Consider the following 21,377-nt stretch of genomic DNA (forward strand, 5'->3'; position numbering starts at 1 on the left):
GAGCGAGCCTGCTCGCGAAGACCATTTGTCAAACACCACAAAAACCGTTTGACCAAGGAGAACGCTCGTTCTACTGTTTGCTACATGAACGAAATCACTAGCAATGACACACGCGACATCATTTTGGATGTCACCGAAAAGTTGATCTACAAAAGTGGCATAGCCGCCACTGGCATGGATCTTCTGGTGAAAACCGCCGGCGTCTCCAGAAAAAGCATCTATCGCTACTTCGCCAACAAGGACGAACTGGTGGTGGCGGCCCTGCAACGCCGCGACCAGCGTTGGATGCATTGGTACAGAGGCGCAGTCGGCCAGGCACAAACTCCGGCCGAGCGACTGCTCAACCTGTTTACCGTACTCAAATCGTGGTTCGCCTCCGAAGGTTTCCGTGGCTGCGCTTTCATCAACACCAGCGGTGAAACCGGCGACCCGCAGGACCCGGTGCGCCTGGTCGCCAAAGAGCATAAACAGAAGCTGCTCGACTACGTGTGCGAGCTGTGTACCGAACAGGGTGCCGAGGATCCGCAGCTGCTGGCCAGACAGCTGCTGATCCTGATCGACGGTGCCATTACCGTGGCGCTTGTAATGGGTGATCACAGTGCCGCCGATAATGCGCAATGCATGGCGCGAAAGTTATTGGACCTGTAGCAACTTGATCAAGCTCGACACAACGTTTGAACTTTAACTTGATACGGAGACTTTAAATGTCTAATTCCGAAGTTCGTCCGCCATTACCCCCTTTCACCCGTGAATCGGCCATTGAAAAAGTTCGCTTGGCTGAAGACGGCTGGAACTCCCGCGACCCGGAGCGTGTGTCCCTGGCCTACACCCTGGACACCCAATGGCGCAATCGCGCCGAGTTCGCCCACAACCGCGAAGAAGCCAAGGGTTTCCTGACCCGCAAATGGGCCAAGGAACTGGATTATCGGCTGATCAAGGAACTCTGGGCGTTCACCGGCAACCGCATTGCCGTGCGTTATGCCTATGAATGGCACGACGACTCGGGTAACTGGTTTCGCTCCTACGGCAACGAAAACTGGGAGTTCAACGAGGACGGCCTGATGGCCCACCGATTCGCCAGCATCAACGACATGCCGATCAAGGAAAGCGAGCGCAAGTTCCACTGGCCGCTGGGGCGTCGGCCTGATGATCATCCGGGGCTGTCGGATCTGGGCCTGTAAACACTGAGCAAAATGTGGGAGCGAGCCCGCTCGCGATGACGACTGCACATTCAACATCATTGTTGTCTGTCAGGACGCTATCGCGAGCAGGCTCGCTCCCACAATGGTTTTGTATGCTTCAGACCGTTAAGATCACCCCCCTTCCCCGCAGCCTCTTTCTGCACCCGCCGATTAAGCCGATCCCATGCCTTTCGAACTCAGCGTTGACCTCTCCACCCTGGCCATCCTGGCCCTTGTCGCTTTTGTTGCCGGTTTCATCGACGCCATCGCCGGTGGCGGTGGGCTGTTGACCACCCCGGCCCTGTTGACCGCCGGCCTGCCGCCGCATCTAGTGCTGGGCACCAACAAGCTCAGTTCGACCTTCGGCTCGGCGGTTGCCAGTTTCACCTTCTACCGACGCAAGCTGTTCCACCCCGCGCAATGGGTTCACGCCATCGTCGGCACCCTGGTCGGCGCGCTGACCGGTGCCGTGGTCGCCCATTACCTGCCAGCGGAATGGCTGAACAAAATGCTGCCGGTGATCGTCTTCGCTTGTGGTGTCTATCTCTTGTTTGGCGGCACGCCGAAAGCGCCGCTGGACAGCAACGCACCGATCAAGAAAAAGTGGCAGTCGACCCAAGGCTTCAGCCTCGGTTTCTATGACGGCGTGGCCGGTCCGGGCACGGGTGCGTTCTGGACCGTGAGCAGCCTGCTGCTCTACCCCGTCGACCTGGTGAAGGCCAGCGGCGTGGCGCGCAGCATGAACTTCGTCAGCAACGTGGCGGCGCTGTCGATCTTCATCTTTTCCGGTCAGGTGGACTGGATCATCGGCCTGTGCATGGGCTCGTCGTTGATGGTCGGCGCCTTCTTCGGCGCCCGCACCGCCATCAGCGGCGGCGCGAAATTCATTCGTCCGGTGTTCATCACCGTGGTGCTGGGCCTGACCGTGCGCCTAGCCTGGCAGCACTGGTTCAGCGTGGCCTAAGCGCCGCGCCACGTAGACGTCGATCAGGTAACGGGCAATCGAACGTGACGCCGGCAACGGCGGCAGCTCGTGCACGTTGAACCACTGGGCATCCTCGATCTCGTCTTCCTGACAGACGATCTCGCCACTGGCGTATTCAGCATGAAAGCCGAGCATCATCGAGTGCGGGAACGGCCAGCACTGGCTGCCCAGGTACTGGATGTTCCTGACCTCGATGCTCACCTCTTCACGAACCTCGCGAATCAGGCAGTCCTCGGCCGATTCGCCCGGTTCAGCGAACCCCGCCAATGTGCTGTAGACCCCACTGACGAACCGTGGCGAGCGTGCCAACAGCACTTCATCGCCTCGAGTCACCAGTACGATCATGCTCGGCGAAATCCGTGGGTAGCTGCGCAGATCGCACGGCTGGCAATACATCGCCCGTTCGCGCGGCACCTGGGTCATGGCCTGACCGCAGTTACCGCAAAAGCGGTGCTCGCGGGCCCAAGTGCCGATCTGCGCGGCGTAACCGAGCACCTTGTAGACCGTGTGATCGCCTTCGAGCATGAACGCCCGCAGGCCTTTCCAGTTGCAACCCGGCACTTCGCTGTGACTGCGCAGCTCCAGCAGGTAGACCGGCTCGCCATCGAGATGACCGATGCCATGTTCGGCAAGAATCGACAGGTCCTGGCGCTTCAGCCATTCGCGCGGGAACAGTGCGCCATTGTCATCGAACAAAAAGCCTTCGGGGCTGCGCGCGACGGCCCAGCCGCCGGGTTGATCGGTGTCCAGTACTGCGGTGGTCCAGCGAGGAATCATGGTTAATCAATCCAGAAATTCGGGTTTCTGTTTGCTCATATGGGCGGCCATGGCCACGCGCAGATCGGTGGATTGCAGCATGGCGGCGTTCCAGGTGGCGATGTATTCGAGGCCGTCATCGATGCGATGGTCACGCATGTAACCGATCATCTCCTTGGTACCGGTGACGGCGATCGGCGACTTGCTGGCGATTGTGTAGGCAATGCCCATGACGCCGTCGAGCAGGCTGGCGTTGTCACTGTAGACGCGATTGACCAGGCCCATGCTCCGCGCTTCGTCGGCACCAAACGTGCGACCAGTGTAAGCCAGTTCGCGCAGCATGCCGTCACCGATGATCCGCGGCAAGCGTTGCAATGTACCGACGTCGGCGGCCATGCCGATGTCGATTTCCTTGATCGAAAACTGTGCGTCCTCGGCGGCATAACGCATGTCGCACGCGGCAATCAGGTCGATGGCGCCACCCAGGCAGTAACCCTGAATGGCCGCAAGCACCGGTTTGCGGCAGTTATCGACGGCATTGAACGACGCTTGCAGGGTGAGGATCTTGCGCCGCAACAGGCGCGCATTGCGGCCCACGTCCTTGCCCAGTTCATTGGCCACACCGGCCAGCATCATCAGGTCGATACCCGATGAGAAATGCTTGCCTGCCCCGCTGAGGACCACCACGCGCACTTCATCGGTGTCGTCGATCCACTGGAAGATCTCGACGATCTCGCTCCAGAACGCCGCGTTCATCGAGTTGATCTTCTCCGGGCGGTTGATCTGCACATGGGCGATTTTATCGGCCAGTTCGACGTTGAACGCGCTGTACTGAGACATGCCAGTGATCCTTTTGCGGGCAAAAATGAGGCCCGAACTATAACAAGGCATCAAGGTGGGCAGTAAGGCAGCGGTTCGGCCAAATGCGGGACTCAAAAGAACGCACCACAACGGTGCGCACCTGATAAATCGCGTCGCACATTTATGTGACTGCCCAGTGACTTTTTGAGGCCAAAACGCAAAAAAACATGCACTTCGTCGGGGCGTTTGCACCTCGATCAGGCACGTCCGTACCGATACAAACCGATTGTCGAACAATTTTGCCATCTACCCTTTACCGCTCTAAGTTCTGGCCTAGACTCATTTTCTCAAGACGAAACCGATCGGTCACAAAGTGGAAAAATAGTCGAAACTTTTTCCAATCCCGATCGGTCCTCTGAAAAGAAGGTGCGTTGCGACTGGTGCAATCTTTGCAATGGCTCATTCACCCCTTTTGCTTCGACGCATTGGGCAGCGCTTGCTCACTGATGCGTAGCGCGTTTGCGCCGGCCATGGGAATTGGCCTTGGAACACCGTTTGCCAGACCTAAGAATTAGATCAACAACACGGGAGATTCATATGATCAGTACGGCTTTGGAAATACAGGGAGAGCGTGCTCATCAAGTCGGCGAATCGAGCGCCGTAACTGCCGCAAACACCCAACCCGTCAGCGTTCCTGGCACCAGGACCCTTACCCCGGCAGCCAAGCACAATCCGAACCGTAAAAAAGTCTTGTTCGTCACCTCCGAAATTGCCGACCTGGTGAAAACCGGTGGCCTGGGCGACGTTTCCGCGGCGCTGCCACGGGCCATGGCCCATCTGCACGATGTGCGGGTGTTGATCCCGGGTTACCCGCAGGTGCTGCACAGCGAGAACCCCATCCATATCATCGGTGAGCTTGGCGGTCATGCTGCGTTGCCACCGTGCAAGATCGGGCGCATGGACATGCCCGATGGTCTGGTCATTTACGTACTGATCTGCCCCGAACTCTACGAGCGCGAAGGTTCACCCTACGGCGCCAACAACGGCCGCGACTGGCCGGACAACCATATCCGTTTCGCCCGCCTCGGCCTGGCGGCTGCCGACATCGCCGCCAACCTCGCGCAGATCCACTGGTGCCCGGACCTGGTGCACGCCCACGACTGGCCCGCCGGCCTGGCCCCGGCCTACATGCACTGGCGTGGGCAGCGCACGCCAACACTGTTCACCATTCACAACCTGGCCTATCAAGGCGTGACCAGCCTGGGCTCGTGCCCCGAACTGGGCATTCCCCATCACGCGCTGCAACAGGAAGGCATGGAGTTCTACGGCAAGATGTCGTTCCTCAAGGCCGGCATGGCCTATTCGAGCCACATCACCACGGTCAGCGCGACCTACGCCCAGGAAATCACCACCCCGGACTTCGGCTGCGGTCTCGACGGTTTCCTCGCCGCCAAGACCCAGCAAGGCCTGCTCAGCGGCATTCCCAACGGCATCGATGAAAGCTGGGATGCGGCGACTGATCCGCACCTGTTCTGCCCGTTCAACATCGGCGACTGGGATGGCAAGGCCGTGAACGCCGCCCACGTCCGCGAGCTGTTCGGTCTGGAAGATTCCGAAGGGCCGCTGTTCGCCGTAGTTTCGCGCCTGGTCTACCAGAAAGGCCTGGACCTGACCGAAGCGGTGTCCGAGTACATCGTCAAAAACGGCGGGCAGATCGCAATCATCGGCCGTGGCGAGCCGGAAGAAGAACAGTCGATGCGCGAACTGGCCCTGCGTTTCCCCGGGCAGATCGGCGTGCGCATCGGCTTCAACGAAACCGACGCCCGGCGCATGTTCGCCGGCAGCGACTTCCTGCTGATGCCTTCGCGTTACGAGCCATGCGGCCTGAGCCAGATGTACGCCCAGCGCTTCGGCTCGTTGCCGGTGGCACGCAACACCGGTGGCCTGGCCGACACTATCGAAAACGGCGTGACCGGTTTCCTGTTCGATGAATCCACGGTGCAGAGCTACCAGGAAGCCCTGAGCCGCGCGTTCAAGGTGTTCGCCTTTCCCGACCTGCTGCACGCCATGCGCTGCCGGGCCATGGCGGCGCCGTTCAACTGGTGCAAGGCGGTCGAACCCTACGCCGAGCTCTACGAACAGCTTGTGGCGAAAGCATTGGGGAAATCGAACAAACAGTAAGAGGCTTTCAAGATGCCGTTACGGACCCTTGAGACCTGGCCCCACGGCGCAATCATGCTGGACGCAGAGCACACGCGATTTGCGTTGTGGGCGCCAGATGCGTTTTACGTCAGTGTCGAACTGGAAAATGGACAGTCCTTGCCGTTGCTGCCCCAGGCCGACGGCTGGTTCGTGAGCAACATCCGATGCGCGGCGGGCACGCGTTACCGCTACAGCATCGACGGCGAACTGGAAGTGCCCGACCCGGCCTCCCGCGCTCAGGCCGGCGACATCGACCGACACAGTGTGGTGGTCGATGCGCTGGCCTATGCCTGGCAACACAGTGCCTGGCTGGGACGGCCGTGGAACGAAGCGGTGATCTACGAATTGCATATCGGTGCGCTCGGCGGCTTCAGCGCCGTCGAGCAGCATCTGGCACGCCTGGTCGAACTGGGTGTCACCGCGATCGAACTGATGCCCATCGCGCAGTTTCCCGGTGAGCGTAATTGGGGTTATGACGGCGTCCTGCCCTACGCGCCCCAGTCTTCATACGGCTCCCCCGAGCAGCTCAAGCACTTGATCGACACCGCCCACGGCCATGGGCTGGCGGTGATTCTCGACGTGGTCTACAACCACTTCGGCCCGGACGGCAATTACCTGCATCGATATGCCAAGGGTTTCTTTCGCGAAGACAAACACACGCCGTGGGGCGCAGCCATCGACTTCCGCCGTTGTGAAGTACGGGACTTTTTCATCGAAAACGCCTTGATGTGGCTGCTGGAATACCGTTTCGACGGTTTGCGCCTGGACGCGGTGCACGCCATCGAAGACCCGGATTTCCTCCAGGAACTGGCACGACGGGTGCACCAGCAGACGGGACCGGCGCGGCATGTCTGGCTGATGGTGGAGAACGAACACAACCAGGCCAGCCTGCTTGAACAGGGTTACGACGCGCAGTGGAACGATGACGGCCACAATGCCCTGCATGTATTGCTGACCGGCGAAACCGACGCCTATTACGCCGACTACGCACAAAACCCCACCGAACAACTGGCGCGCTGCCTGAGCCAGGGCTTCGTGTTCCAGGGCCATCTCAACCGTCATGGAGTGGCGCGGGGTGAACCCAGCGGGCATCTGCCGCCCAGTGCATTCATCCTGTTTTTGCAGAACCATGACCAGATCGGCAACCGGGCCTTCGGCGAGCGCCTGCATCAACTCGCCCACCCGCAAGCGCTGCGGGCCGCCACAGTGCTGCTGCTGTTGTCGCCGATGATTCCGCTGCTGTTCATGGGCGATGAGTTTGCCGTCGAGCAACCCTTCCTGTTTTTCACCAGCCATCACGGTGAATTGGCCAAGCAGGTACGCGACGGCCGGCGCAACGAATTCGCGGCGTTCAGCGCCTTTGCCGACCCTAACCAGCGCGAACACATTCCGGACCCGAATGATCCGCAGACTTTTGCAGCCTCGCGCCCGGTCCTGCCATCGACCAGCCATACAGAGATGCACGACCTGTATTGCCGACTGTTGCAGATCCGTCACCGGCACATCATCCCGCGCCTGCCGGGCGCCCAGGCACTGGGAGCCGATGTGCTGGGCGAAGGCGCGGTCAGTGCATCCTGGCGCTTGGGCGATGGCAGCCAACTGCGCATTGACCTGAACCTCAGCGCCAGGCCCGTAGTCCACACCTCACAGACCGGTGCCACGCGGTTGTTCGAATACCCGCCACAGAACCCCGACCTGCCGGCCCCAAACACCCTTGCCCCGTATTGCGCGCTCGTCAGCCTCGCCGCCGCAGCCCCCTTTGCTACCTCGTTTGGAGAGCGTCCATGAGTGATGCGCAACTGGAAATCCTGGCCAGCCGTGCCGGTCTCGCAGTCGACTGGATCGACGCCAACGGCCGCCCGCAAAAAGTCGCGCCATCAGTGTTGCGTAACGTGCTGACCGGTCTTGGTCACCCGGCCGGCAGTGCCCAGGAAATCGACGCCAGCCTGCTGGAATTGCAAGCGGCGCAACAGACCCATCACTTGCCGCCATTGATCACCGCCGATGTGGGGACTGGCCTGGACCTCGCGCGTTTTTTCGAGCCTGGAACTCCTTGCGAAATCCACCTCGAAGACGGTTCGCGGCTCAACCTGAAACTGGACGCCAACGCGGTGCTGCCGGGGCTGGTACCGGTCGGCTATCAACAGGTCAGCATCGACGGACAAAGCTTCACCCTCGCCGTAGCCCCGGCCCGTTGCTACAGCGTGGCCGATGCCGTGGACAACCCCATCCCTCGTGCCTGGGGCCTGAGCGTGCAGTTGTATGGATTGCGCCGCCCCGGCGATGGTGGGTTTGGTGACACCCAGGCGCTGGAAGACCTTGCCCGGGTGGCCGGTGAGCGTGGCGCCGAGGCGCTGGCGATCAGCCCCTTGCATGCGATGTTTTCCAGTGACACCCAACGCTACAGCCCCTATTCGCCGTCCAGCCGTTTGTTTCTCAACAGCCTTTACTGCGCCCCCGGCACCATTCTCGGCGAACGCGCACTGCGCACCGCCATTGATGCAACCGGGCTGGCCATTGAACTCAAGGCGCTGGAAGAGCGTCCGCTGATTGACTGGCCGGCCGCCGCCGAAGCCAAGCATCGGTTGCTGCAGTTGCTGTACGAGGGTTTCGTCCAGGGCGAACACCCGTTGCACGAAGACTTCAGCAGTTTCCGTCACGCCGCCGGCGAAGCGCTGGAAAACCACTGCTGCTTCGAAGCCATCCAGGAGGCGCGCGCCGCCCGCGGTGAACTCCTCGACTGGCGGCAGTGGCCCGAACCCTGGCGCAATCCGCGCAGCGCCGAACTGGCGGCATTCGCCGAGGAGAATGCCGGGCGCATCGGCTTCTTCGCTTTCTGTCAGTGGCTGATCACGCGCTGCCTGGAGCGAGCGCAAACCGCAGCCCGCGCCAGCGGCATGAGTATCGGCCTGATCGCCGATCTGGCGGTTGGCGCCGATGGCGGCGGCAGCCAGGCCTGGAGCCGTCAGGACCAGCTGCTCGCCTCTCTCACTGTCGGTGCGCCGCCGGACATTCTCAACCGCACTGGCCAGGGCTGGGGGATTTCCGCGTTCTCCCCTGAAGGCCTGGTGCGCAATGGTTTCCGGGCCTTCATCGAAATGTTGCGGGCCAACTTCGCCCACTCCGGTGGTTTGCGCATCGATCACGTCATGGGCTTGCAACGTTTGTGGGTAATCCCCAATGGTTCGCCGCCGGCCGACGGCGCTTACCTGTACTACCCGGTGGACGATCTGCTGCGCCTGCTAACCCTGGAATCCCATCGTCACCAGGCCATCGTCCTCGGCGAAGACCTCGGCACCGTGCCGGACGGCCTGCGGGAAAAACTCATCGCCCGTTCGATACTCGGCATGCGGGTGTTGCTGTTTGAACAGGACAACACTCACTTCAAGCCGATCCTCGACTGGCCGGACAACGCCCTGGCGACCACCAGCACCCATGACCTGCCCACCCTCAACGGCTGGTGGCATGGTCGCGATATCGACTGGAACGCCCGGCTCGGCATGGTCGATGCCAGCGCTGAAATCGAATGGCGCCAGCACCGCGAGCGCGAGCGCGAAGGCCTGCGCCGGGCGTTGAGCCAGGACCCGCAGAACTTTCGCGAAGAGTCTCACGAAACCGACCAGGTGCTCGATGCCAGCGTGCGTTTTCTCGGTCATACCCGCGCGCCCTTGGTGCTGCTGCCGCTGGAGGATGCCCTGGGCGTCGAACAGCAAGCCAACCTGCCCGGCACCATCGACACCCATCCCAACTGGTCGCGGCGCTTGCCGGGCTACAGCGAAGCCCTGCTCGATGGAGCGGATGCCGCGCGGCGCCTGGAACTGCTCGCCTGCGCGCGACTTCAGGCGGCCGAGCGTGATCGATGACCCAGGTGCCGACCCGACCGCTGCGCGCCACCTTGCGCCTGCAATTTCACAAAGGCTTCACGCTCGAAGATGCCGTGCCACTGGTGCCGTATTTCGCCCGTCTCGGCATCAGCCATGTCTACGCCTCCCCGCTGTTGCGTGCCCGCGCCGGATCGATGCATGGCTACGACGTGGTGGACCCGACCAGGGTCAACCCGGAACTGGGCGGTGAGGCGGCGCTGCGCAGCTTGGTCAGTGCCCTGCACGGGCACAACATGGGGCTGATCCTCGACATCGTCTCCAACCACATGGCGGTTGGCGGCAGTGATAATCCCTGGTGGCTGGATTTGCTCGAGTGGGGGCGTCTGAGCCCTTACGGCGAGTTTTTCGATATCCAGTGGCACTCATCCGACCCTTTGATGGAAGGCCAGTTGCTCCTGCCGTTTCTGGGCAGCGATTACGGCGTCGCGTTGCAGGACGGCACCCTGCCCCTGCGGTTCGATGCCTGGCACGGCACCTTCCATGTCGAGCATTACGAACACCGCTTTCCGATTTGCCCCAGCGATTACGGGGAACTGCTCAGGATCGATGCACCGCTCGATACGCAACAGGCCGAACAACTGAAAAACCTGGCCGATCGCTTCAGCACCCTGAGCTACCAGACCGACGCCCACAGCCTGGCCATACCGCTAAAAGCAGAACTACGCGACCTGGTGAGCGATCCGGCCCTTGCCCAAGCCATCGAGCGGCACCTGAACAACTACGACTCGCTGACCGGCGAAGGCTTCCAGCGCCTGCACAACCTGCTGGAGCACCAGAGCTATCGCCTCGCCAGTTGGCGCACCGCCGCCGATGACATCAACTGGCGGCGCTTCTTTGATATCAATGAACTCGGCGGACTGCGCGTCGAGCGTCCCGCCGTGTTCGAAGCGACCCACGCGAAGATCTTCCAACTGGTGGCTGAAGGCCTGATCGACGGGTTGCGCATCGACCACATCGATGGCCTCGCCGACCCGCGGGGCTACTGCCGCAAGCTGCGCCGCCGGGTCGACAGCCTGTCAGCGGGCCGCCACCTGCCGATCTATGTGGAAAAGATCCTTGGCGAAGGCGAAACCCTGCATCGCGACTGGTCGGTGGACGGCACCACCGGCTACGAATTCATGAACCAGCTGTCACTGCTGCAACAGGATCCACGGGGCGCGCAGACACTGGCCGAACTCTGGCAACGTCACAGCGAGCGGTCCGCCGACTTCTCCCAGGAAGCACAACTGTCCCGCCAGCAAATCCTCAGCGGTTCCCTGGCCGGAGATTTCGAAAGCGTTGCCCAGGCCTTGCTGCAAGTGGCCCGGGACAACCTCATGACCCGCGACCTGACCCTCGGTGCCATTCGCCGGGCCTTGCAGGCGCTGATCGTGCACTTCCCGGTGTACCGCACCTACATCAGCCCCCTTGGCCGATCGGCCCAGGACGAGATGTTTTTCCGGCAGGCCATGGACGGCGCCCGCCAAACCCTCGGCGAAGCGGACTGGCCGGTGCTCGACTGCCTGGCCGGCTGGCTCGGCGGTGAATCCTGGCGGCAGCGCCCGGCCGGTCGCGAGCGCAAACGTCTGAAGCACGCCTGTGTACGTTTCCAGCAACTGACCTCGCCAGCAGCGGCGAAAGCGGTGGAAGACACCGCGTTCTATCGTTCGGCCGTCCTGCTCTCGCGCAATGACGTTGGCTTCAACACTGAACAGTTCAGTGCACCGGTCGCCGACTTTCATCAGGCCTGCATCGAGCGCCTCGACTCCTTCCCGGACAATCTGCTGGCCAGCGCCACCCACGACCACAAGCGCGGCGAAGATTTACGGGCGCGGCTGGCGGTACTGAGCGAGCGCAGCGGCTGGTACGCCGACCAGATCGGCCTGTGGCGCGCCCTCGCCCGGCCCTTGCGCAACGACGATCAAATGCCATCGGCGGGCGATGAGTTGATTCTGTACCAGACGATCCTCGGCAGCTGGCCGCTGGAGTTGGCTATCGATCATCCGTCGACCCTCGAGGACTACGCAAAACGCCTCTGGCAGTGGCAACGCAAGGCCCTGCGCGAAGCCAAACTGCAAAGCAGCTGGAGCGCGCCCAATGACCCTTACGAGCAAGCGACCGAGGACTTCATCCAGCGCCTGTTGCTCAGCCCCGAAGGCGAGCTGTTGCGTACAGCCCTGGCCAAGGCTGCCCGTTCGATCTCCGCCCCCGGCGCACTCAACGGTTTGGCGCAAACCTTGCTGCGCATGACTGTGCCCGGGGTGCCGGATTTGTATCAGGGCAACGATTTCTGGGACTTCAGCCTGGTCGACCCGGACAACCGTCGCCCTGTGGATTACGCCAGCCGCCAGCAGGCACTGCAGCAAGCCGTGGACCTGCCGGACTTGTTGCGGAACTGGCGTGACGGGCGCATCAAGCAAGCCTTGATTGCACGCACCTTGAGCCGGCGCGCCGAGCATGCCGAGTTGTTTCGGCGTGGCACTTACCAGGCTCTGGAAGTGGTGGGCAGCGAGGCCCATCGAGTGCTGGGTTTTGTCCGTGAACAGGAGGGAAAACGCGCCATCGTGATTGTGCCGATACGTTGTGCCGAACTGCTGGAAAACGGTGCCCAACCACAGGTCCACGCGCCGCGGTGGGGCGATACCCGGGTCAAACTGCCCTTCACCGTCCCTGACGAACATCTGCAGGGACTTTTTTCCGGCATCACAGTCACAAAACACAGGGAGCTGCCGATCAGCGCCGCGCTGGGAGATTTCCCGGTCAATCTCATTTTTCAAACTGCCCACACTTGAGTTCAGTTCAGGAGCATTGCAATGAGTACCGACGATAAACGCATTCGCGAATTCGCCTATCAGATCTGGGAATCCGAAGGAAAACCCGAAGGTCAGGAAGCCCGTCACTGGGAGATGGCGTGCAAACTGGCGGAAGCCGAAGCCCTGGCCCCGAAAAAACCGGCCAAGGCAGCCGCGAAAACCCCGGTCAGCAAAACGGCCAATGGCAAGGCTGGCGATGCCAAGGTCGCCGCACCAAAAACCAAGGCCAAACCGGCGGCGGCTTCGAAGGTGATCCCGCCGGGGGAAAAGGCCCTCGAGAAAAAGCCCCGGGCTGCGCGAAAACCGCCAGCGGTTTGACCCGCACAGCGTTTGACCTGATTGAAGGGGTGCCGAGTCCGCTTGCCACTTTGGGTAATGCTCGCCCTGAAACACTGTGGGAGCGAGCCTGCTCGCGAAAGCGGTCCACCATTCAATACTTATGTGGACTGACACACCGCTATCGCGAGCAGGCTCGCTCCCACAGGTTGCATTACTGACAAGTATTTGTGGGAGTACCTATGACCAGTCCGAAGAAAGCCGCCGCGCCAGCCCCTCGTGCCGAAACCACACGAATCCGCGAAGGCCTGCCCTTTCCGCTGGGTGCCACCTGGGATGGACTGGGAGTCAACTTCGCGCTGTTTTCCGCCCACGCCACCAAGGTTGAACTGTGCCTGTTCGACGACGCCGGCGAGGTGGAACTCGAACGCATCGAACTGCCCGAATACACCGACGAGATCTACCACGGCTACTTGCCCGACGCCCATCCCGGGTTGATCTACGGTTATCGCGTCTACGGTCCGTACGACCCGGCCAACGGCCATCGCTTCAACCCCAACAAACTGCTGATCGACCCCTACGCCAAACAACTGGTCGGCAAGCTGAAATGGTCCGAAGCGCTGTTCGGCTACACCATCGGCCACCCCGATGCCGACCTCAGCTTCGATGAACGGGATAGCGCGCCCTTCGTGCCCAAATGCAAGGTCATCGACCCGGCGCACACCTGGGGCCACGATCATCGTGTCAGCGTACCGTGGGACAAGACGATCATTTATGAAACTCATGTGCGCGGCTTCAGCATGCGTCACCCTGCCGTCCCCGAAAACCTGCGCGGCACCTTTGCCGGGTTGATGGTCGATGATGTGGTGGAGCACATCCGCAAGCTAGGCGTGTCGACCGTGGAATTGCTGCCGATCCATGCGTTCGTCAACGACCAGCATCTGCTGCACAAGGGCATGACCAATTATTGGGGCTACAACAGCATTGCGTTCTTCGCCCCCGACCCACGCTACCTGGCCAGTGGCAAGATTGCCGAATTCAAGGAAATGGTCGCGCACCTGCACGAAGCCAATCTGGAGGTGATCCTCGACGTGGTCTACAACCACACCGCCGAGGGCAACGAACAAGGCCCGACCCTGTCCATGCGCGGCATCGACAACGCGTCCTACTACCGCCTGAAGCCCGATGACAAGCGCTTCTATATCAACGATTCCGGCACCGGCAACACCCTGGACCTGAGCCATCCATGCGTGCTGCAAATGGTCACCGACTCCCTGCGCTACTGGGCCTCGGAAATGCACGTGGACGGCTTCCGCTTCGACCTGGCGACCATTCTCGGGCGTTACCACGACGGTTTCGACGAACGCCACAGTTTCCTGGTGGCCTGCCGCCAGGACCCGGTGCTGCGCCAGGTCAAACTGATCGCCGAACCCTGGGACTGCGGCCCCGGCGGTTATCAGGTCGGCAATTTTCCGCCGGGCTGGGTCGAGTGGAACGACAAGTTCCGCGACACCGTGCGCGCCTTCTGGAAAGGCGACGACGGTCAACTGGCGGACTTTGCCAGCCGCCTGACCGCTTCGGGCGAAATGTTCAATCAACGTGGCCGCCGGCCCTATTCATCGGTGAATTTCGTCACCGCCCATGACGGTTTCACCCTCAATGACCTGGTGTCGTACAACGACAAGCACAACGAAGCCAACGACGAAGACAATCAGGACGGCAGCAACAACAACCTGTCGTGGAACCACGGCGTCGAAGGCCCCACCGACGACCCCGACATCAACGCGCTGCGCCATCGGCAGATGCGCAATTTCTTCGCCACCCTGCTGCTGGCCCAGGGCACGCCGATGCTGGTGGCCGGCGACGAGTTCGCCCGCACCCAGGACGGCAACAACAATGCGTACTGCCAGGACAGCGAGATCGGCTGGGTCAACTGGGACCTGAGCGAAGACGGCAAGGCCCTGCTCAAGTTCGTCAAACGCCTGATCAAGTTGCGCCTGACCTACCCGATCCTGCGGCGCGGGCGTTTCCTGGTGGGTAATTACAACGAGGACATCGGCGTCAAGGACGTGACCTGGGTGGCGCCGGACGGCACGGAAATGACCACCAGGCATTGGCACGATGCGCACAATCGTTGCCTGGGCATGCTGCTCGATGGCCGCGCCCAGGAAACCGGCATTCGCCGCAAAGGCATCGACGCAACGTTGATGCTGGTGGTCAACGCGCATCACGACATCGTCATTTTCCGGCTACCGGAAGTGCCTGACGGCGGTTTCTGGACGTGCATGATCGACACCAACCAGCCGTCGATCCGTGGCCAGGAACGCTTCGAGTTTGGCCACGAGTACTCGGTCACCGGCCGCTCGTTGCTGCTGTTCGAGTTGCAGCATGAGGAAGAAGAGTAAAGGAGACTTCAGGGATCCATGGCTGCACCACCGCAGAGCGGAAAAATCATTCTGGATAAGCTCGCGACGCGACGAATAGCGTTACATGAGCAATACTCGATTCGCGACAATCCAGGGCTTGGCTTGTCGCACCGCTATCAACGAGCCCTCACGGGTCTGCCGGGTTTGTCCCATGCACGACTGAAGGCGACGCAGAACAAGGAAGTATCCACCATGAAACCCGTTTCCCTGAGCGAAGCCAGCCTGCCATCACAAATCTGGAACAGTGCCCCGCAACTGGACAGCATCCCGGTCATCAGCACCCAATCGCTGGTGCCCACTGGCGCACGCGCAGTGCTCATTGCCCCGCACCCCGGCGATGAAGTCGTGACCTGCGGCGGCCTGCTGCAATTGCTCAGCAACCTGGGCCACCCGCTGCAATTGATCTCGATCACCGACGGCAGCGCCAGCCATCCGGGCTCTCGGCAGTGGTCGGAAAAACGCCTCAGCGTATTTCGTCCCCAGGAAAGCGTGGAAGCCATCCGCCGACTCGGGTTGCCGATGCACAGCCTGAAGTGGATTCGTGGCGGGTTTACCGACAACGCCCTGGTGGAGCACGAAAATCAGATCGTCCAATTCATCACGCGCTACCTGCGCCCCGGTGATGTGGTGTTCAGCACCTGGCGCGAGGACGGCAACGTCGACCACGACACCGTTGGCCGCGCCAGCGCCAGGGCGGCAGCCAATATAGGGGCAACCTACAACGACGTACCGTTCTGGGCCTGGCACTGGCCGGCACGGGACAGGGAGCTGATTCCCTGGCACCGTGCCCGCAAGGTGCGCCTGGATACCTGGACCGTCGCCCGCAAGAGCCACGCCACCTACGCCTATGCCAGCCAACTCGACGGCGAACCGGCCATCGGCATCGCGCCATTGCTGCCCCGGACGCTGCTGGAGCGTATCCGTTTGCCTTATGAAATCGTGTTGGTATGAAACCATCGGTGATAGGTGTGGCGCTGCCAGGCAGACTGAACTGCCTGCCGTCACATCAGTCGCATACATAAGCAGCCCTGAATCAGAGGAGTGCATGTGGCCAGTCATCCAAAACGGCAGGCAGCCGAATCAACGCCGTTGAATACCCCCCCGGCGATTCATCGGCTTCGCGTGCTGACGGTCAACACCCATAAGGGGTTTACCGCACTCAACCGGCGTTTCGTCCTCCCCGAGTTGCGTGAAGCGGTGCGCAGTACGTCGGCAGACCTGGTGTTTCTGCAAGAAGTCGTCGGCGAGCACGACCGCCACTCCTCCCGCTACAACGAATGGCCACAAACCTCGCAATATGAATTCCTTGCCGACAGCATGTGGAGCGACTTCGCCTATGGGCGCAATGCCGTCTATCCCGACGGTCATCATGGCAATGCCCTGCTGTCGAAATACCCGATCCGCGAGTATCGAAACCTGGATGTTTCCATTACCGGCCCGGAACGCCGTGGCTTGCTGCACTGCGTACTGGACGTGCCGGGGCATAGCGAGGTGCATGCGATCTGCGTGCACCTCAGCCTGCTGGAAAGCCATCGTCAGCTGCAGTTGCAGTTGCTCTGTCAACTCCTCGAGTCCCTGCCGGATGATGCGCCGGTGATCATTGCCGGCGACTTCAACGACTGGCAGATGCAGGGCAATGCCGCCCTGGCCCGCCGCGATTACTTGCACGAAGCCTTCGAACGCCACCATGGTCGTCCGGCCAAAACCTACCCCGCGCGGTTTCCCTTGTTGCGCCTGGACCGCGTCTACCTGCGCAATGCCAGCAGTCATGAGCCGCAAATACTCGGGCACAAGCCGTGGACGCACCTTTCTGACCATTTGCCGTTGGCGGTTGAAGTGCATCTCTGAACCACGGCCATCAGGCGCCTGGCGCTGTGAAAACATCCCCCACCTGTTATTTCTGACAGTAGCCACATCGAAGCGGTGCCTGCTACGTTGGTGATGCCCTGCCGATGCTGGTAGGGGCAGCCGGTCCTGGCCATTCCTGGCGGCCAAAGGAACGGTGGTTGATCCCAGCGCGGAGGCAAGCATGGAGTTTTCGACAGATCTGCCCAAATACCGTTTCGGCGCCTGCCTGTTCTCAATCTGGTTATGTGCGAATTGGCCCCAGGCAGCCTACGCCGCCTGCACACTCACCCCCAGCGCTGGTAACGACAACTTCGTCTGCGACAGCGCCACCAGTGGGCCGTTGACCGATTTGTCGGGCAATAACACCCTGACCTTCCCCGCCACTGGCACCGGCAAGATCAACGGTAACGTGACCTTCGGCGCCGGCGCCGACACGGTGAACATGGCGTCCGGCACCGTGGCGGGCTCTGTGAATCAGGGCGACGGGGCGGATAGTTTCACGATCAGCGCCGGGCAAGTCACCGGGGCGGTCAGCCAAGGCAATGGCATCGATAATTTCGTCATGTCTGGCGGGACCCTTCAGTCCCTGGCCCAAGGCGACGGCCGCGATACCTTCCTGATGACCGGCGGCACCATCGTTGGCGCCTTCGAGGACGGCGACGTCGCCAGGATGACCGGCGGCACCATCGGTCGGGTCGACATGAAGCTCGATAACAATATTTTCGATTTGTCCGGCGGGCAGATCCTCGGCAACCTGGTGACCGGTCTGGGCACCGATACCATCATCGTTTCCGGGGGCCGTATCGGTGGCAACATCAGTGTCAGCAACGGCAACGACAGCATCACGGTCACTGACGGGGAAATCGTTGGCGAGATCCGCGCCGGCAACGGCGATGACACCCTGGTGCGGGACGGCGGCGGGATCATCCGCTCGCAAATCCTGCTGGAGGCCGGCAACGACAGCGCCACCCTGCGCAACCTCAACGAAAGCACCCTCGCCCTCACCCCGAGCATCAATGGCGGCGTCGGCAACGACCTGCTGACCTTCGATCACACTACCTCTTCCGGCGCCGTCCGCTACATCAACTGGGAAACCGTCAACCTGGTCAACGGCTCGCGGTTCGATCTGGATGGCAACTTGCAACTGGGGGACAGCACCAGCGGCACGGGCGTGTTCAACGTCGATGGCAGCAGTACGCTGACGTCGGTGCAGGGCGGCATCACGCCATTGACCACAGATCGGCTCGTTACCTTGAACAACAGCGGGGTCATCGACCTCACTCGTGGCAACTCTCGCACCAATGACAGCCTGACGGTTGAAGGCAATTACGTGGGTAACGGCGGCCAATTGCTGTTGCAAAGCGCCGTGGGCGATGACAGTTCTCCCAGCGACAAGCTGGTGGTCAACAACGGGACGCTGACCGGCAGCACCCTGATCAGCGTCACCAACGTTGGCGGCGCGGGTGCATTGACCGAGCAAAACGGTATCCAGCTGGTTCAGGCCCAAGGCACGGCGGTCAGCGACAACACCGCGTTCGCCCTCAAAGCCCCGGTGTCGGTTGGCGCCTTCGATTACCGCCTGTTCAAAGGCGGCATCACACCGGGCAGCGAAAACAGTTGGTATTTGCGCTCCTCGGTAGTGGCGCCGCCAGTGGTTGCCGTCACCAACCCTGATCCCGTCTTGCCGCCGACGCTGGTGCCCATCGTGGCAGTGCCGGTGGCCGCGCCGGTGGTTGTGGCCAACGCGGTTCAAGGAGCTGAAGCCGTCGTGACGGTCGAAGCCCCGGTGTTACCGGCCGCCGTACCCGGCGCAGCACCAATACCCCTGTATCGCGAGGCGGTGCCTACCTGGTCGGTGATGCCGCCGGCAGCAGCACAGTTGAGCCTGACAGCATTGGGCACTTTTCATGACCGTCAGGGCGATCAGCGCCTGCTGACGCAAACCGGTGCCTTGAGCGCCGGTTGGGGGCGGGTCTACGGCAAGAACCTCGAGCAGACCTGGGCCGGCACCGTCACGCCAAGACTGGACGGCTCGCTCAATGGCTTTCAGGTCGGCAATGATCTGTTCAGCTCAGAGTTGGCGGGTGGGCAAACCCAGCGCAGCGGTTTCTTCATCGGCCACAGCCGTCTGCAAGGCGATGTCGACGGTTTCAATCAGGGCTTCGCAGGCAAACGCTCCGGCAACGTCGAGTTGAAAGGTGACAGCCTTGGCGTTTACTGGACCCTGACCGATCCCGCCGGCGCGTATCTCGATACCGTGGCCATGTACACCTGGCTCAACGGCGACAATCGCTCCGAAGGTGGACTGAAGATCGACAATGACGGCCACGTAACGACGTTATCGGCAGAAGTCGGATACCCGTTCGCGGTGACCGGTAACTGGGTGGTCGAACCCCAGGTCCAGGCGATTTATCAAAAGGTCAAACTCGACAGCCAGGACGACGGCATCTCCCATGTCTCGTTCGATTCCGACAGTGCCTGGACCGGCCGTGTCGGTGCGCGCCTCAAGGGTCGCTACGAGGTCGGCGGCCGGCCGCTGGAACCCTATCTGCGGGCCAACATCTGGCACACTTTCACCGGTACCGATACGGTCACCTTTGACCATCTCGATCAGGTCGAAACCCAACAACGAACCTCGTCCGCCGACCTCGGTATCGGCATGGTGCTGAGCGTTGCGGCCTCGGTCAGCGTGTACGCCGGACTCGACTACACCAGCAATATCGACAGCAACCAACTACAGGGAACGTTCGGTAACGTGGGGGTCCGGGTGAAGTGGTAATGGTCGAAAACCGCTCTAGCCCGAGGTTTTTTCGACGATCCTTCGAACAAACAAGCACTTATTGACACGCCTTAAATCAGTCACTTAAACCGTTACCACTTATCGGCCATGTTCTTGACTCGGCCGTTTCGGTCTTCTTGACTTCAGGTTACTACCCCCGGAATTACCACCAGGACCGGCCTTGGGCTCCCGTAAAAACGGGCAGCCCGTGACGCCCCTGATCCATTCGGTCGCCCCGCATTCGGGGTAGGAGAGACGTCAGAGCGAGATACCGCCTGCGACTGCAAGGTAGACCGCCATGAAAATTCCACTCACCTCACCAGAGATCAAAGTCACTTTTTGCACGGTGTCGAGTTCACTCCTGCTGTGTTCCTCCATGCAAGTACAAGCCGCCACTGACGAGCAAGAAACAGCCCCGTGGTATCGTCAGGACATTCCGACACTCAGTCTGCCCACCCTCGCAGCAACCTATCCTGGTCAATTCAGCGCTCATCCCGATCTACGCAGTTCGAACCTGACCACCGAAGACGCCGCGCCCACGACCTGGGACCAACTCTACGGCCAGCCCTCTCGCCAGGCACAAACCGATTACCTTTCCCAGGGGCTGGCCGTCCCCGGCACCAACGCACTCAAAGGCCCGGCGATATTGACCGTGCAAAGCGCCAGCGGGCATACGCAAAGGGTCGGCCTGGTCGGCGGCATGAGCCAGCTCCAGCTCAACCACAACGGCGCGCAGATCACCCCGGCAATGTCCGACCCCAACAGCGACACGCTCAACCTCCAGGGGCAAAGCCTCGGCGCCTACTGGAGCCTGACCGGACCACAAGGCTGGTACGTCGACCTGACCGCCAGCGGTGGCCGGGTCAGCGGCTTCAGCCGCAATGAGCAAGGAGCCCGGAAAGCCACCGAGGGCAGCGCGATGACGCTGTCTGTTGAAGGTGGCTTCCCTATCGGCCTGGGCGAAAACTGGGTGATTGAGCCCCAGGCGCAATTGATCAATCAGCGCATCAGCCTGGACACTCCGTATGCCGGATCGGGCAAAGCGTCTTCAACTGATCTGACCTCGTGGAGCGGCCGGGTTGGCGCGCGCTTGAAAGGCAATTACGACATCAACGGCTTGCCTGTCGAACCTTACGTACGGACCAACTTGTGGCACACGGTGTACACCGGCAACACCGTCACCCTCGATCAGGTCGACAAGATCAGCAGTAGCCGTAGTTCCTCGACCGTCGAACTGGGTCTGAGCCTGGTCGCAAGAGTCACCCCAACCGTGAGCCTGTACATCAGCGCTGACTACAGCAGCGACGTGGACGACAATGACCTGAACGGGTTGATCGGCAGCCTGGGTGTGCGGATGCGCTGGTGAAAACTGGTATTTCTTACAGTTTCCACAGCATTGACGGTGATGCATTGTGATGGGCAAATCACCCTGATCGAGGCCGTCACG

General features: G+C 61.3%; 15 protein-coding genes. 13 read left to right on the forward strand and 2 right to left on the reverse strand.

All coding sequences use genetic code 11. The features are described from left to right. Window positions 1–84: 84 nt before the first annotated feature. The 3 genes from AC1DVE_RS11515 to AC1DVE_RS11525 all read left to right on the forward strand — a co-directional run bounded on the left by AC1DVE_RS11515 (window position 85) and on the right by AC1DVE_RS11525 (window position 2,145). Entirely contained in the window at window positions 85–648 is a 564-nt protein-coding gene (locus AC1DVE_RS11515; RefSeq protein ID WP_223532018.1) for a TetR/AcrR family transcriptional regulator, read from the forward strand. A gap of 56 nt (window positions 649–704) precedes the next feature. Then, entirely contained in the window at window positions 705–1,181 is a 477-nt protein-coding gene (locus tag AC1DVE_RS11520; RefSeq protein ID WP_223532019.1) for a nuclear transport factor 2 family protein, read from the forward strand. 184 nt (window positions 1,182–1,365) lie between these two features. Continuing rightward, window positions 1,366–2,145, forward strand: coding sequence for a TSUP family transporter (locus AC1DVE_RS11525; protein WP_223461130.1), 780 nt, complete (start codon window positions 1,366–1,368; stop codon window positions 2,143–2,145). Here AC1DVE_RS11525 and nudC read toward each other — a convergent pair. Both nudC and AC1DVE_RS11535 read right to left on the reverse strand, forming a co-directional pair. Beyond that, window positions 2,113–2,943, reverse strand: coding sequence for an NAD(+) diphosphatase (nudC, locus tag AC1DVE_RS11530; RefSeq protein ID WP_223532021.1), 831 nt, complete (start codon window positions 2,941–2,943; stop codon window positions 2,113–2,115). The two genes, AC1DVE_RS11525 and nudC, sit on opposite strands and share 33 nt — an antisense overlap. A gap of 6 nt (window positions 2,944–2,949) precedes the next feature. After that, the gene (locus AC1DVE_RS11535) at window positions 2,950–3,762 is read right to left on the reverse strand and encodes a crotonase/enoyl-CoA hydratase family protein (RefSeq protein WP_223532023.1); all 813 of its coding nucleotides are present in this window, start codon (window positions 3,760–3,762) and stop codon (window positions 2,950–2,952) included. 558 nt (window positions 3,763–4,320) lie between these two features. On the opposite strand from AC1DVE_RS11535, the gene glgA reads away from it, so the two are divergent. The 10 genes from glgA (at window position 4,321) to AC1DVE_RS11585 (ending at window position 21,296) form a co-directional block, all read left to right on the forward strand. Continuing rightward, entirely contained in the window at window positions 4,321–5,904 is a 1,584-nt protein-coding gene (gene glgA / locus AC1DVE_RS11540) for a glycogen synthase GlgA (RefSeq protein ID WP_223461124.1), read from the forward strand. A gap of 12 nt (window positions 5,905–5,916) precedes the next feature. Next, entirely contained in the window at window positions 5,917–7,713 is a 1,797-nt protein-coding gene (gene treZ / locus AC1DVE_RS11545) for a malto-oligosyltrehalose trehalohydrolase (RefSeq protein WP_477783926.1), read from the forward strand. Then, window positions 7,710–9,788, forward strand: a complete 2,079-nt coding sequence (malQ, locus tag AC1DVE_RS11550; protein WP_477783927.1) for a 4-alpha-glucanotransferase — start codon at window positions 7,710–7,712, stop codon at window positions 9,786–9,788. Before treZ ends, malQ begins: the two co-directional genes overlap by 4 nt. Then, the gene (locus tag AC1DVE_RS11555) at window positions 9,785–12,580 is read left to right on the forward strand and encodes a malto-oligosyltrehalose synthase (protein WP_477783928.1); all 2,796 of its coding nucleotides are present in this window, start codon (window positions 9,785–9,787) and stop codon (window positions 12,578–12,580) included. Before malQ ends, AC1DVE_RS11555 begins: the two co-directional genes overlap by 4 nt. Before the next feature lie 21 nt (window positions 12,581–12,601). Further along, window positions 12,602–12,919, forward strand: coding sequence for a DUF2934 domain-containing protein (locus AC1DVE_RS11560; RefSeq protein ID WP_223461117.1), 318 nt, complete (start codon window positions 12,602–12,604; stop codon window positions 12,917–12,919). 200 nt (window positions 12,920–13,119) lie between these two features. Continuing rightward, window positions 13,120–15,282, forward strand: coding sequence for a glycogen debranching protein GlgX (glgX, locus tag AC1DVE_RS11565; protein ID WP_223461115.1), 2,163 nt, complete (start codon window positions 13,120–13,122; stop codon window positions 15,280–15,282). Window positions 15,283–15,495: 213 nt separating this feature from the next. Then, entirely contained in the window at window positions 15,496–16,254 is a 759-nt protein-coding gene (locus AC1DVE_RS11570; protein ID WP_223532086.1) for a PIG-L deacetylase family protein, read from the forward strand. Window positions 16,255–16,350: 96 nt separating this feature from the next. Next, window positions 16,351–17,151, forward strand: a complete 801-nt coding sequence (locus AC1DVE_RS11575) for an endonuclease/exonuclease/phosphatase family protein (RefSeq protein WP_223461111.1) — start codon at window positions 16,351–16,353, stop codon at window positions 17,149–17,151. A gap of 181 nt (window positions 17,152–17,332) precedes the next feature. Next, window positions 17,333–19,930 carry an autotransporter family protein gene (locus AC1DVE_RS11580; protein ID WP_477783929.1) on the forward strand — a complete coding sequence of 866 codons (2,598 nt, stop codon included), beginning with the start codon at window positions 17,333–17,335 and terminating at the stop codon, window positions 19,928–19,930. A gap of 298 nt (window positions 19,931–20,228) precedes the next feature. Beyond that, window positions 20,229–21,296: an autotransporter domain-containing protein gene (locus tag AC1DVE_RS11585; RefSeq protein WP_477783930.1), complete on the forward strand. Its 1,068-nt coding sequence runs from the start codon at window positions 20,229–20,231 to the stop codon at window positions 21,294–21,296. Window positions 21,297–21,377 lie beyond the last annotated feature (81 nt).

It is taken from the genome of Pseudomonas sp. P4_B4, from assembly GCF_056402255.1.